The organism is Campylobacter concisus (assembly GCA_002092835.1).
Classification (GTDB): domain Bacteria; phylum Campylobacterota; class Campylobacteria; order Campylobacterales; family Campylobacteraceae; genus Campylobacter_A; species Campylobacter_A concisus_K.
Map to the genome: position 1 here is coordinate 348,818 of LVWL01000018.1, position 14,007 is coordinate 362,824.

10 protein-coding genes and 1 pseudogene are annotated in these 14,007 nt (G+C 39.4%); 10 read left to right on the forward strand and 1 reads right to left on the reverse strand.

What is annotated here, in order from left to right; translation table 11 throughout:
* Positions 1-345 precede the first annotated feature (345 nt).
* Positions 346-804 (reverse strand): cysteine methyltransferase, encoded by a 459-nt coding sequence (locus tag A3835_03570; GenBank protein ORI08766.1) that lies wholly within the window; start codon positions 802-804, stop codon positions 346-348.
* A gap of 126 nt (positions 805-930) precedes the next feature.
* On the opposite strand from A3835_03570, the gene A3835_03575 reads away from it, so the two are divergent.
* The 10 genes and pseudogenes from A3835_03575 to A3835_03620 all read left to right on the forward strand — a co-directional run bounded on the left by A3835_03575 (position 931) and on the right by A3835_03620 (position 13,948).
* Positions 931-3,516: an aconitate hydratase B gene (locus A3835_03575; protein ORI08616.1), complete on the forward strand. Its 2,586-nt coding sequence runs from the start codon at positions 931-933 to the stop codon at positions 3,514-3,516.
* A 36-nt stretch (positions 3,517-3,552) separates the two neighbouring features.
* Positions 3,553-4,764 carry a hypothetical protein gene (locus tag A3835_03580; GenBank protein ID ORI08617.1) on the forward strand — a complete coding sequence of 404 codons (1,212 nt, stop codon included), beginning with the start codon at positions 3,553-3,555 and terminating at the stop codon, positions 4,762-4,764.
* A gap of 8 nt (positions 4,765-4,772) precedes the next feature.
* The gene (locus tag A3835_03585) at positions 4,773-5,519 is read left to right on the forward strand and encodes an NAD(P)-dependent oxidoreductase (GenBank protein ORI08618.1); all 747 of its coding nucleotides are present in this window, start codon (positions 4,773-4,775) and stop codon (positions 5,517-5,519) included.
* 9 nt (positions 5,520-5,528) lie between these two features.
* Positions 5,529-7,223, forward strand: coding sequence for a sodium:proton antiporter (locus tag A3835_03590; protein ORI08619.1), 1,695 nt, complete (start codon positions 5,529-5,531; stop codon positions 7,221-7,223).
* Between the two features lie 2 nt (positions 7,224-7,225).
* Positions 7,226-8,329 carry a tRNA (uridine(54)-C5)-methyltransferase TrmA gene (locus A3835_03595; GenBank protein ID ORI08620.1) on the forward strand — a complete coding sequence of 368 codons (1,104 nt, stop codon included), beginning with the start codon at positions 7,226-7,228 and terminating at the stop codon, positions 8,327-8,329.
* Positions 8,330-8,350: 21 nt separating this feature from the next.
* On the forward strand, positions 8,351-9,562 hold the full coding sequence (locus A3835_03600; protein ORI08621.1) for a threonine ammonia-lyase: 1,212 nt from the start codon (positions 8,351-8,353) through the stop codon (positions 9,560-9,562).
* Between the two features lie 102 nt (positions 9,563-9,664).
* The gene (locus A3835_03605) at positions 9,665-10,360 is read left to right on the forward strand and encodes a hypothetical protein (protein ORI08622.1); all 696 of its coding nucleotides are present in this window, start codon (positions 9,665-9,667) and stop codon (positions 10,358-10,360) included.
* Positions 10,361-10,376: 16 nt separating this feature from the next.
* Positions 10,377-11,299, forward strand: a pseudogene (locus tag A3835_03610) (peroxidase).
* Positions 11,300-11,349: 50 nt separating this feature from the next.
* Positions 11,350-11,772, forward strand: a complete 423-nt coding sequence (locus A3835_03615) for a hypothetical protein (protein ID ORI08623.1) — start codon at positions 11,350-11,352, stop codon at positions 11,770-11,772.
* A gap of 208 nt (positions 11,773-11,980) precedes the next feature.
* Positions 11,981-13,948 (forward strand): chemotaxis protein, encoded by a 1,968-nt coding sequence (locus A3835_03620; GenBank protein ID ORI08624.1) that lies wholly within the window; start codon positions 11,981-11,983, stop codon positions 13,946-13,948.
* Positions 13,949-14,007: the final 59 nt, after the last annotated feature.

Below are 14,007 nucleotides of genomic sequence, written 5' to 3' on the forward strand. Positions count from 1 at the left end.
GAGAGTGACAAGTAAATTTTAAAATTTCATAAACGAGTGATTTTGGCTCTAAAATCTGAGCTAAGCGGTAAGCAAATTTAGATTTTAGTTCTTGCGAGTGAATGAAGTTTTAAAATTTGAAAACGCTTTATTAAATTTATAAATTCCTTTTTATTCAAAAGAGAGACAATGGGGCTTGAATTACGAGGCCGTCCTCTTATTTTTCTTTTTAAATCTGCTAGATCCCTCACATTCAAGGTGCATTCAATGGCGCTAAAGCACTGCATGCGTTTTAAATACTCTGATAAATTTTAGAAATGTTCGCTTTAAAATTTGCTGGACTTTTATTTTACTGTAAATTTTTAGCTATTTATGCTTTGCTTCATGCTCTAAAAGCCAAATTTTAGTTAGTAGACCATCTCCGCCAGAGTAGCCACCAAGTCCGCTACTAGCTAGCACTCTGTGGCAAGGTATAATGATAGGCACTGGATTTTTAGCATTGGCTGATCCTGCTGCTCGGTAGGCATTTTTGTGACCTGTGGCAAGTGCTAGGGCTGCGTATGTGGTCGTTTCTCCGTATGGTACTTTTTGTAAAGCCTCGTAAATTTTTGCTCTAAAATTAGTTGTTTTTATATCAAGTTTTGTGCTGAAAGTTTTAAGCCTGCCTTCAAAATATGCTTTTAGCTCATCAAGGCAAAGCCTTAAATTTTCATCTTTTACAACAATTTTTTCAAATTTATCTACAAAATTTATCTCACAAATTCCATTTTTACTGGCAACGATCTCTAAAATTCCAATGGGCGATTTTAGGTAAGCTTTTGACACATTTGCTCCTTGAAATTTGAAAATTTGGGCAAATTTTACTTTAGTTTGTTTTGCTTTTAGATAAAATGCGAGCAAAACTAGCGATTTTAGACTAAAAATAACGAGCAAAAACCACAAAGGAATTTCATGAGCTTTTTTACCGACTACGAAAAACATGTGAGCGAGCGAGAAAAAGAGGGCGTGCCACCGCTTGCGCTAAATGCCAAGCAAACAAGTGAAGTTTGCGAGCTAATAAAGCTTGCCAGCAAGTCTAGTGGCGACGAAAAGGCACAAAGCGAACTAAAATTTCTTATAAAATTGCTTGAAACTCGTATCAATCCCGGCGTTGATGACGCAGCGAAGATAAAGGCAGAATTTCTTAGTGAAGTGATTGATGGGCTTGCTGTTAACGGCCTTGACGCGATGCGTGCTATTAAAATTTTAGGCAAGATGCTTGGCGGATATAACGTGGAAATTTTAGTGCGAGCGCTAAAAAATAGTGATGAAAGTATCACTCGCGCTGCGGCAAATGAGCTAAAAAATATTATCCTGGTGCATGAATATTTTGACGAGATAGTGAAGCTAAGCAGCAACAATAAATTTGCAAAAGATGTACTTGTTTCTTGGGCGAATGCAGAGTGGTTTAAGCATAAAAAGCCAATCGAAACCTGTATAAACGCAGTCGTTTTTAAAGTACCTGGTGAGACAAATACTGATGATCTAAGTCCAGCGAGTGAGGCCTATACAAGGGCCGATATACCGCTTCACGCAAAGGCAATGCTTGTTAAAAAGATGCCTGAGGGTCTAGAAATTTTAAAAGAGCTCAAAACTCGTGGTAAAAAAGTGGCGTATGTTGGCGATGTGGTTGGCACTGGCAGCAGCAGAAAGAGCGGTATAAACTCGATCCAGTGGCATTTGGGCGATGAGATAGAGGGCGTGCCAAACAAAAAAACGGGCGGCATCGTGATAGGCACGACCATAGCTCCTATATTTTTTAATACCGCTGAAGATAGTGGCGCACTGCCGATAGTTGCAAACGTAAATGAGCTTGAGATGGGCGATGAGATAGAAATTTATCCATTTAAAGGCGAAATTTATAAGCTTATTGGCACTGAGAAAAAGCTCGTGGCAAATTTTAAACTTAGCCCAAACACCCTAAGCGACGAGATAAGAGCGGGTGGCAGGATACCTTTGATGATAGGTAGGCAAGTGACTAAAAAGGCTAGAGAGGCATTGGGGCTTGGTGAGGAGCAAATTTTTATAAAGCCAGATCAGCCAAAAGAGCAGAGCGGTGGCTACACGCTGGCTCAAAAGATGGTTGGCAAGGCTTGCGGCGTAGCTGGCGTTAGAGCTGGGGCTTATGTGGAGCCTGAAATTTTAACTGTTGGCTCGCAAGATACGACTGGGCCGATGACTAGAGATGAGGTTAAAGAGCTTGCAAGCCTTAGTTTTGGGGCGGATTTTGTTTTGCAAAGTTTTTGTCACACGGCCGCTTATCCAAAGCCAAGTGATCTTGTGATGCATGAGAGCTTACCAAAATTTATAAATTTACGTGGCGGTGTGAGCCTAAAGCCAGGCGATGGCGTCATCCACTCGTGGCTAAACCGTATGGTACTGCCTGATACGGTGGGCACTGGCGGCGATAGTCACACGAGATTTCCTATCGGTATCAGCTTTCCAGCTGGAAGTGGTCTAGTGGCGTTTGCAGCGGTGCTTGGAATGATGCCACTAAATATGCCAGAGTCAGTTTTAATCAAATTTAAAGGCGAGCTAAAAGAGGGCGTGACGCTTCGTGATCTTGTCAATGCGATACCTTATTTTGCTATCAAAAAGGGGCTTTTAAGCGTTGAAAAGAAAAATAAAAAGAATATTTTTGCGGGTAAAATTTTAGAGATAGAAGGGCTTGAGAATTTAAAAGTAGAGCAGGCGTTTGAACTAAGTGATGCTTCAGCTGAACGCTCGGCCGCGGCTTGTGTGGTAAATTTAAGCGTTGATAGTGTCGTGGAGTATGTTCGCTCAAACGTTGCGCTAATTGACGCGATGATAAAAGCTGGTTACGAGAGCCGTGAGACTCTGCTTAGACGAAAAGAAAAAATGCAAAAATGGCTTGAAAATCCGACTCTTTTAAGAGCCGATAAAGATGCAAAATACGCTGAAATTTTAGAGATTGATTTATCGCAGATAGATGAGCCGATTTTGGCGTGCCCAAATGACCCGGACGATGTGGCAACGCTAAGTGAAATTTTAGCTGATAACAAAAGAGTGCATAATATCGATGAAGTTTTTGTGGGAAGCTGTATGACAAATATCGGTCATTACAGGGCGCTCGCTAGAATTTTGGAGCATGAGAGCAAGCTTACAACTAGGCTTTGGATAGCACCACCGACAAAGATGGATAAAAGCACACTTGAAGATGAGGGCGTTTATGAAATTTTTAAAAGATTAAATGCAAGAACAGAGGTACCAGGCTGCTCGCTTTGTATGGGCAATCAAGCAAGAGTAAACGACAATGCTGTGGTCTTTTCTACATCAACCAGAAATTTTGATAACAGAATGGGCATGGGTGCGAAGGTTTATCTAGGAAGTGCTGAGCTAGCCGCTGTTTGTGCGCTACTTGGGCGTTTACCAAACATCGATGAGTACAAAAAAATAGTAAGAGATAGCCTTAGTTTAAACAAAGATAAAATTTATAAATACCTAAATTTTAATGAAATAAGCGAGTTTAGCATATAAATTTGTTACAATATCGCGGAATTTTAAGGAGCTTTGATGAAAAAAGTAGTTTTTTTTCTCTTTTTTAGCGTTTGTTTTTTGATAAATTTACACGCTTTAGAGTGCAGTGATCTTGCTAAAAAAGAGAGCTTTAAAACTACTCCAAATGGGCTTGCTTATGTAAATGAGAGTCTATTTTATTGCGATGGCTCACTTATAAATTTAGAAGAGATAAAAGAGCTTTTTGATGCTAGCATGGCTGTGAGAAGCGAGTCTCAAAGCTGTGTCGGCGATGGCGTTTATAAAGAAAATTTAAATAAGTTTAGATGGCTTTTGCTAAAAGCGTCATTTGCACCTGAATTTTACGCAAAAGAGCTTGCAAAGCCTGATATTGCTGAAGAGCAAAAAGATGCCAGGATGGAGTATTTTAGATACTGGGCAAATGAAAGTTTGTTTAATTTTTTAAAATATAAAAAATTTTTAGAAGCCTATAAAAACGCCCAAACTCCGCTTGTAAAATTTTACGAAAGCCTTGGACTTGATACGCCAAGTGCTGCGTATTACGCAACTAGTGTGGTAAATGAGTTTTTGACATTTAGTGTTGGCAAGAATATAAATAAGGCTAAAATTTTAACCCCTGAACAAAAGATGATCGCTCAAAAGATAAGTTTTGATGAGCTGGCAAATTTGCTATACTCGAAAAATTTCAGTACCGCTGAGCTTACAAATTTGCTTAATATTGCACTTTTGAATGAAAAGAGTGGCGATATGATAAAAGAGATCATAAGGCGTGGAGCCGATGTAAATTTGGGTGATGAGACGCCACTATTTTTTGCTTTAAAAAATATAGAAAACGTAAAAATTTTACTTGCAAATAAAGCTGATATAAATCACAAAAATTTCTTTGGGAAAAGTGTGCTTTTTTATGCTGTGCAGTTTAGCGATAAGCCACTTTGTGAGCTTTTGCTAAAAAATGGTGCCAATGCAAACGAGAGCTATATAGATGAAAATGCTAAGATGAATATGATAAATTTGGGTATGACGCAAGTTGAAGATACATGCGGTCTAGAGCATACAAATAGAAGTGTTTTTATGCATGCAGCAGCTCACGCAACGCCAGAAATTTTAAAGCTTTTGATGGATAACGGCGCTGATATAAACGCGACTGATGACGCTGGATTTAACGCGCTTGACTATGCCTTGAAAGAACAAAACGAAAAGACGATCAAATTTTTAGAAAATTTGGGTTTAAAACCAAATTTCAATTAGGAAAAATCATGAAAAAGACAGCTTTTGTAACCGGTGCAACATCTGGATTTGGCGAGGCGATCGCCAGAAGACTCTCAAAAGAGGGCTACAAGATAGTCGCTCTTGCAAGGCGAGAAGATAGGCTAAAAAAGCTTGCAAGCGAGCTTGGCGATACGCATATCATTGTAGCTGACATACGCGATAAAGAAGCTGTTTTTAAAGCGGTCGAGAGCCTGCCTGATAAATTTAAGGACATAGAAGTGCTTGTAAACAACGCTGGTATGGCGCTTGGACTTGAAAAGACGATAGATGCAAAGGTAGAGGACTTTGAGACGATGATAGACACTAACGTCAAGGGTCTTATCTATTCGACAAAGGCGGTTTTGCCACTACTTTATAAGCAAGAAAAGGGCTATATATTTAACCTAGGCTCGACAGCTGGCTCATGGCCATATCCTGGAAGCAACGTTTATGGCGCTACAAAGGCTTTTGTAAAGCAGTTTAGTTTAAATTTAAGAAACGATCTAGTCGGTACAAATATCAGGGTGACAAACATCGAGCCAGGGCTTTGCAAGACTGAATTTAGTGAGGTTAGATTCAGAGGAGATAAGGCAAAGGCGGATAGCCTTTATGAAAATACAAATTTTATCACATCTGAGGATATCGCGACGATTTTGGTAAATTGTCTAAATATGCCTGGAAGTGTCAACATAAACAGGGTCGAAGTCATGGCAAATACGCAGACTTGGGCTGGGCTTGCGATAGAAAAATTTTAAGGAGTTCTTGTGAGACAAATTTTATTATTACTTTTTTTTAGCGTTGCGCTTTTTGGTGTCGATCCAGAAGTCGCAAAGAGAAACGCTGAAATTTATGGCGTATTCACGCTTATACCGCCTGTTGTGGCAATAGCACTTGCTTTTATCACAAAAGACGTTATATTGTCGCTATTTATAGGTGTTTTTAGCGGAACATTTCTCATAAATATCATCAATGAAAACATCTTTATGGGTATCGTAAAAGGCTTTACAGGTATCGTTTCAAGGGTCGTTGAATCAATGGCTGATAAGACTGATTCAGGTATTTTGCTTCAAGTGCTTTGTATCGGTGGTGTGGTCGCACTCATCACAAAGATGGGCGGTACAAAGGCGGTTGCTCTTTGGCTTAGCAAAAAGGCAAAAACAGGTATCTCTGCTCAAATTTCAACGTGGCTCATGGGTATCTTTGTGTTTTTCGATGACTACGCAAATGCCCTAATAGTAGGTCCAATCATGAGACCAATAAGCGATAAATTTAAAATCAGCCGTGAAAAACTAGCTTTTATTATAGATGCTACTGCAGCACCGATCGCCGGTATTGCTATCATCTCGACATGGGTTGGTCTTGAGGTTTCACTCATTGAAAAGGGCTATGAGCTAGTTGGAGAGACTGGAATTAACGCTTATTCTATATTTATCGAGACAATTCCATATAGATTTTACAACCTTTTTATATTATTTTTTATAGTTTGTACTGCCTTGATGCAACGTGAATACGGCCCAATGCTATTAGCTGAAAGACGTGCCAGAAAGGGCGAACTTCACTCAGGTAAAACTCAAATTCAAGACCTAGAAGATAAAACACTTGAGCCAAAAGAAGGCGTAAAACTAAGCGCCTCAAACGCTGTCGTGCCACTTCTTGTGCTAGTTATTGGTGCTTTTACTAGTTTTTATTTTAGTGGTCTTGCTGCACTTGAGGGTGATGCTCTTAAAAATGCACTTGCCAATCCGCTTTCATTTTCTACATTTAAAGATACTTTTGGCGCAGCAGACTCAGCTACATCGCTATTTCAAGCAGCATTACTTGCTAGTATCGTAGCTATCACAATGGGCGTTTGGCGTAAAATTTTTGACGTAAAAGAGGCTATTAGCACATGGGTAAAAGGCTGGAAAACTATGATAATTACAGTTGTGATCTTACTTCTTGCATGGAGCCTTAGTGCTGTTATAAAAGAGCTTGGCACATCAAGATATCTGGTTGATCTACTAAGCTCATCAATACCTAAATTTATCCTTCCAGTAGCTGTCTTCATCCTTGGCTCGTTTATAAGCTTTTCAACTGGAACAAGCTACGGCACGATGGGTATCTTGATGCCTTTAGCTATTCCACTAGCTTACGCTGTTGGTAAAAATTACGGCTTAGACGGAGATGCTATGCATGCATATATGATTGTAAATATATCAGGCGTACTTACAGGTGCGATCTTTGGTGATCACTGCTCGCCGATCTCGGATACTACGATCCTCTCATCGATGGGTGCGGGATGTAACCACATCGACCACGTCTCAACACAAATGGTCTATGCTTTAAGCGTTTGTGCGGTAAGCGTGCTAGTTGGTTACTTGCCAGTTGCATTTGGTCTTAGCGTTTGGCTAGCACTTCCATGCGGATTTTTAGCGATTTGGGCGTTAGTTAGATTTGTCGGTAAAAAGGTGGAAGCGTAAATTTGGACTGCAATTATCTAAAAGAGTGCGGCTCTTGCACTCTTTTTACCCCTTATGATGAGCAAATTTTATTTAAAACTGATCTTGTAAAACAAAATTTTTCAGAGTTTTATGATGGCGAATTTGATGTGTTTAGCTCCAACCCAAAACACTACCGCACGAGAGCTGAGTTTGGCATCTGGCATGAAGGCAGCGAGCTTTGCTACACTATGCACGCAAAGGAAAAGGGCAAGAGAATTTTTATAGATGAGTGCCCAAAGGTCTGTGAGCAAATTTCTACTCTCATGCCAAGATTACTTGAAAATTTACAAAGTAATGAAAATTTACGCACAAAGCTTTTTGGAGTGGAATTTATCTCTTGTAAAAGCGGTATTTTGGTTACGCTGCTTTATCACAAAAAGCTTGATGGTGATTTTGAATCGGCTATGAAAATTCTAGCTAGCAAGCTTGATGTCACCATACTTGCTAGATCTCGCGGGCAAAAGCTGCTAAGCGGTGAGCTAAATTTGATAGACGAGCTAGATGTTGGAGGTCAAATTTATAAATTTAGCCTCTCTGAGAATGCCTTTATCCAGCCAAATAGAGCCGTAAATGAAAAGATGATAGCTTGGGCTAAAGAGTGCGCGCAAAGCAGCGATGACCTCCTTGAGCTCTACTGTGGACATGGAAATTTTACTATCCCGCTTTCGTTTAAATTTAAAAATGTTCTTGCCACTGAAATTTCAAAAAGCTCGATCGCAAATGCCCTTAAAAACTGCGAGCTAAATGAGGCTAAAAATATCAAATTTCTACGTATGGACGCTGATGAGCTGATGAGCGCATTTGCTGGCGTTAGGGAATTTAACAGGCTAAAAGAGATAAATTTAAGTGACTTTAACTTCTCACATGTTCTTGTTGATCCGCCTCGTGCAGGACTTAGCGAAAGTGTCGTAAATTTTATCAAAAATTTCAAAAATATCATCTACATCTCGTGCAACCCAGAGACACTAAAAGAAAATTTAAATGAGCTTTGTAAAAGCCATAAAGTGATAAAATTTGCCATTTTTGATCAGTTTGCAAACACTCATCACATCGAGTGTGGCGTGCTACTTAGGGCAAAAGAATAAATTTAAAAAGGAAAGTTGAAAATGGTTTCATTAAATAAAATCATACAAGCAAAGATAACGATCGGTCATTTCGTGACAAAAACTCCATTTGCGCAAAGTGCGAAGCTTAGTAAAATTTTGGGCGCAAATGTCTATCTGAAAGAAGAAAATTTACAAAGAACAGGCGCATATAAGATAAGGGGCGCATACAATAAAATAGCTAGCCTAAGCGAGGAGGAGCGAAAACGTGGCGTCGTGGCTGCAAGCGCTGGCAATCACGCTCAAGGTGTGGCGATAAGCGCAAAAGAATTTGGCGTGCATGCTTGCATCGTAATGCCAGAATCAACCCCGCTTCTAAAGGTAGCTGGCACAAAGGATCTTGGCGCTGAAGTGATCTTAAAAGGTGATAACTTTGATGAGGCGTATGAATTTGCAGTAAATTACGCCAAAGAAAAAGATATGACCTTTGTTCATCCATTTAACGATGAGTACGTCATGGCAGGGCAGGGCACTGTTGGACTTGAGATGCTTGATGAGATAAGCGACCTTGATATGGTTGTAGTGCCAGTTGGTGGCGGCGGCTTAGCTAGCGGTGTGGCAAGCTGTATAAAACAAGTAAATCCAAAAACCAAGGTCGTTTGTGTCGGCGCAAAGGGCGCTCCAGCTATGTTTAATAGCTACGGCGCTAAAAAGAGCATAAACTCAAAGTCAGTTCGCACTATAGCTGATGGCATCGCTGTGCGTGATGCGAGTGAGATAACGCTTAAAAATATCGTTGAGTGCGTGGATGAGTTTGTGCAGGTCGATGATGAGGAGATCGCAACTGCGATTTTGTTTTTGCTAGAGACGCAAAAGATCGTCGTTGAGGGAGCTGGCGCAGCTGGCGTGGCAGCACTTATGCATGATAAGATCAAATTTAAAAAAGGCGCAAAGATAGGTGTGGTGCTAAGTGGTGGAAATATCGATGTTCAGGTGCTTTCTATCATCATCGAAAAGGGTCTTATCAAGTCACACCGCAAGATGACCTTGCAAATCACGCTTGTGGATAAGCCAGGAGCACTCATGAGTCTAACAGATAGTCTAAAATCAGCAAATGCAAATATCGTTAAGATAGACTACGACCGCTTTTCAACAAGGCTTGATTACGGTGATGCAAGTATTACTATCACACTTGAGACAAAGGGTCTTGAGCATCAAGATAAGATCAAAGAAGTGCTTGAAAAAAGTGGTTTTTCATTTTCTCAATTGTTTTAAAAATTTTTGCTATTTTGTGGATTTTAAGATAGCAAAAAACAAGCTAAAATTCCTTTTGCATTACAAATTTAAGCTAAAATAGCAAGCTTTAAAGGAGAAAAAATGAGCGAATATGCAAATTTAATATTAGCTATCTTACTAGCTGTTTTGGCATTTGTATTTTATAGGTCAAATAAGGCGTTAAAAAAAGCAAAAGATGATAGCGAAAACCTCTCAGTCAGTACTGAAATTTCACAGCTAAAAAGTATCGGCGAGCTATCTGTTTTTCAGGTGTATAGTAAAGAGATTGTCACAAAAACCGATCATGCGTTTGGAAATTTTGGCAAAGAGTATCTAAGGTGGCTGGTAAGCGAAAAGAAGCTTTCGATGATATTTGAGTTTGAGATAAATTTTATCTACGATCTAACTAGCCCAAAACTTGAAATCATGCAGATCGCAAACTCTAGCTACAAAATAAAAATGCCCCCATGTAAGTATAAATTTTCAATCGCAGATATGAAATTTTATGACGAGAAAAATGGCAAATTTATACCATTTTTGCTGCCTGATTCGCTAAATGGCTTTTTTGGAAGCACATTTACAGAAGAGGATAAAAACAGACTTATAGAAGAGGCTAGAAGTGAAGTAAAAAAGATGAGCGTTCGTCTTATCTCACAGCTTCAAGGCAAGATCCATAAATCGGCTCGCGACACGCTTGAAGCGATCGCAAAGAGCTTTGGGGCAAACAAGGTCGAATTTGTTTTTGATGATAACGATGAGCAGATAAATTCACAGCTAAATTTAGAAAATATCGCATAAATTTAAAGGAGAAAAAATGAGTTTTAATTCACAAGAGGTTACACAAACTCCAGGAAATAACACTGTCTTTCAAACTTGGGTTTTAAAAGATGATAAAAAGGCGTGCCAAGAGGGCTTTGCTAGACTTTGTGCTTTGGTTATAAATTTAAACAAAACTGCCAAAGTTAGATTTGGTGCGAGCGAAAATGTAAACTGCGTCCTTGGCGTCGGACACGATGCGTGGAAAAAGCTTGCCATCACAAAAAGCTTGCCAAAAGAGCTTGTAAATTTTAAAGCGATCAAGGGCGACAAACACGAGGCCGTTAGCACAAAAGGTGATTTACACATTCATATCCGCGCGTTAAATGCAGCTGACTGCTTTGACATGGCGCAAAGTGTAAAGGATGTGTTATATAAATTTGCTGATCTTGTAGACGAGGTGCAAGGCTTTAAATACCACGACGGTAGAGCGATTATTGGCTTTGTTGATGGCACTGAAAATCCTGAGGGCGAGGATAGAGACCATTTTGCAAAAGTGGGCGACGAGGATGCTAAATTTAAGGGTGGAAGCTACGTTTTTGTGCAAAAGTACTTCCATAAAATGCAAGAGTGGAACGCCACAAGCGTGAGTGAACAAGAAAAGGTTATAGGTCGCTCAAAGCAGCTTGATATCGAGATGAGCGAGGATGAAAAGCCTAGCAACTCTCACTCAACTGCAGCAAATGTTGGCGACGATAAAAAGGTCGTGCGCGGCAATATGCCATTTACCGAAGGCAGCAAGAGTGGCACCTACTTTATCGCCTATGCGAGTACGTTTTCGACCGTTGAGGAGATGCTTAAAAAGATGTTCATAGGCGAGCCAAAGAGCAACTCAGATAGCTGCTTGACTTTAGTACGCCAGTAACTGGTGCACTCTTTTTTGCGCCGACTATCGATATGCTAAGCGAGTACGAGGGTTAAATTTATAGCGGGGCGAAGCAAAAGCCCCTTTAAATTTATAAGGAAAAAAGATGCCAGAGTGGTTTATCTACGCAGCCCTTTCGGCTATATTTGCTGCACTTACGGCGATCTTTGCAAAACTTGGTGTAAAAGATATTGACAGCGATTTTGCGACATTTATAAGAACGATCGTCGTCATTTTGATGCTTGTTTTGCTTTTAAGCGTGGCTAAAAAATGGCAACCATTAAGCTCACTAAGCCCCAAAAACTGGCTCTTTCTCATATTAAGCGGCATAGCAACTGGGCTTTCGTGGCTTATGTATTTTAAAGCGATGCAAGTTGGCAAGGTCTATCAAGTGGCGCTGGTTGATAAATTTAGCGTTGTGCTGGCTATCATTTTGGCTGTCATCTTTCTTGGTGAGAGGTTAAATTTAAAAGAAATTTTAGCCATTTGCCTTATTATTTCAGGCGTTATTTTATTGATTTTCAAGTAAAAATTTATACTCTATATCTGGCTAAAGACCAAAAAGCAAAACTAGCTTATTTAATGATATTTTGTGATCTAAAATTTATTCAAAAATTTTTAATTGTCAAGATATCTTTATTAATTTTTAAAAAGCATTAAATAGAGGGTAAATTTAATACTAGTTTTAATTCTTTTTCGATAAATTAAAGCGATTTTAACTTTTTAAAGGAGGAAAGATGAAGTCCATAACTTCAAAGATAGCGATGATTATCATCTCATTGCTAGTTATTTCGTTTGCTGCTATTTCAGCAGTCAGCTACTATACAGCGGAAAGTAAGGTAGTAGAGTTGGTCAGCCAGACCCAGGATCAGATTCTAAGTGATATCAAAGCAACCACGGATTCTTTTTTTGAAGATTATTTAGAAGTTGCCAAAAAGTCTGCTTCAGATATAGCACAAATACCAAATAATGATGACTCGTACATGGAAAAAACAAAAATGCAAAAAGAAAGCGTTAGTCATCTAGTTACTGATATTTTTTATGGTCGCGAGAGTGATGGACATTTTTTCCAGTCTGACGGCACTAGAACAACTCCAGCCGATAACTACGATCCTAGAACTAGAGGCTGGTATAAAGCAGCAAAGAGTGCAAATGGTGCTATATATACCGAACCTTACAAAGCTGCCTTGTCTAATGCTTTAGTAATTAGCTTTGCCGCTCCAGTAAATAAAAATGGAAATTTTGATGGTGTTTTGGGGCTTGATTTAAATGTAGATGCTTTAAGTAAAAAAATCCTTGAAATGGGTAAAACAAAATACGGCTATGTTTATCTAATGAATAAAGACGGCCTAATACTAATGCATAACGACCCAAACAACGTCGGTAAAACCGTTCCCGCAAGCAAATATCTAGCCGAGGCGTTTGCAGCTAAAAAATTTGACGAAAACGGGCTAATCCCTTACACCAACTATAAGGGCGAAAACGTAACAGCAAAAGTAATGGCCATAAACGATCAAGGCTGGCTAGCCGTAGCCGCTATCGGAGCAGATACTTTTTCGTCTAATACATTGCCTTTATTAAAAGCTCAAATAATCCTAGCCGTAGCTTTTATAGTCATACTTTCGGCTATCGTATTTGTTCTTCTTAAAAAATCTCTTAGTCCTATTAGAACTATTCAAACTAAGCTTGAAGACGCGTTTAAATTCATCACCTACGAAACCCCTAACGCTCCGGAAAAGCTAGTAGTAACTACGCAGGACGAATTCGGCAGAATGAGCGAATCTATTAACGAAAATATAGAAAAAGTCCTTAACGGCGTTAAAAAAGACAGCGCCTTAATAGAGGAGATGAACGGTATAGCAAATCTCATGATAAAAGGACACATGGGGGCTAAGATTAACTCCGTCCCTAATAATCCGGCTTTAGTTCAGTTAAAAGATCTACTAAATAAATTCTTCGCTTCTATTTCTGAAAATTTAAAAGGAATAGCCGTAGTTTTAGCTTCTTACAACAAAAACGACTACACTCCTAGACTAGAGTTAAAACCCGAGCTTGAAAGCGATCTAAAAGATATGATAGTAGGCCTTCAAAGCGCGGGCGACGCAGTAAGCAATATGCTAAGGGAAAATTTAAAAGAAGCTCAGGTCCTAGAAGAAAAAGCTAAAATCCTAGCAGAATCTATGAGAACTCTAACCGACGGAGCTCATAAGCAAGCCGACTCCATCCAAGAAAGCGCGGCTGCTATAGAAGAGATGAGCAGTTCTATGAACGCCATTAGCCAAAAAGCTAGCGACGTAACAAGACAAAGCGAAGAGATTAAAAATATCATCGTTATTATTAGAGATATAGCTGATCAAACCAACCTACTTGCTCTAAATGCGGCTATCGAGGCAGCACGTGCTGGTGAACACGGCAGAGGATTTGCCGTAGTCGCCGACGAGGTTAGAAAACTAGCAGAGCGAACTCAAAAGTCACTTGGTGAGATCGAAGCTAATGCAAATGTTCTAGCTCAAAGCATCAATGAGATGAGTGAAAGCATCAGAGAGCAAAGCGAAGGTATAAATATGATAAATCAAAGTGTAAGTCAGATCGACAGTATTACAAAACAAAATATTAATATTGTTGGTAAAACAAACGAAATTACTGACCAAATAGACGATATGGCCAAGACGATAGTAGCTGACGTTAGAAAGAATAAATTTTAATCTTAGACCGAATTTAGGGGTTTACTTCCCCTAAATTCTAATTTTATCTCACTTACTTT

Coding starts and splice junctions, on each gene's coding strand:
- A3835_03620 (ORI08624.1), top strand. CDS start 11,981: ATGAAGTCCATAACTTCAAAGATAGCGATGATTATCATCTCATTGCTA.
- A3835_03600 (ORI08621.1), top strand. CDS start 8,351: ATGGTTTCATTAAATAAAATCATACAAGCAAAGATAACGATCGGTCAT.
- A3835_03575 (ORI08616.1), top strand. CDS start 931: ATGAGCTTTTTTACCGACTACGAAAAACATGTGAGCGAGCGAGAAAAA.
- A3835_03615 (ORI08623.1), top strand. CDS start 11,350: ATGCCAGAGTGGTTTATCTACGCAGCCCTTTCGGCTATATTTGCTGCA.
- A3835_03585 (ORI08618.1), top strand. CDS start 4,773: ATGAAAAAGACAGCTTTTGTAACCGGTGCAACATCTGGATTTGGCGAG.
- A3835_03605 (ORI08622.1), top strand. CDS start 9,665: ATGAGCGAATATGCAAATTTAATATTAGCTATCTTACTAGCTGTTTTG.
- A3835_03580 (ORI08617.1), top strand. CDS start 3,553: ATGAAAAAAGTAGTTTTTTTTCTCTTTTTTAGCGTTTGTTTTTTGATA.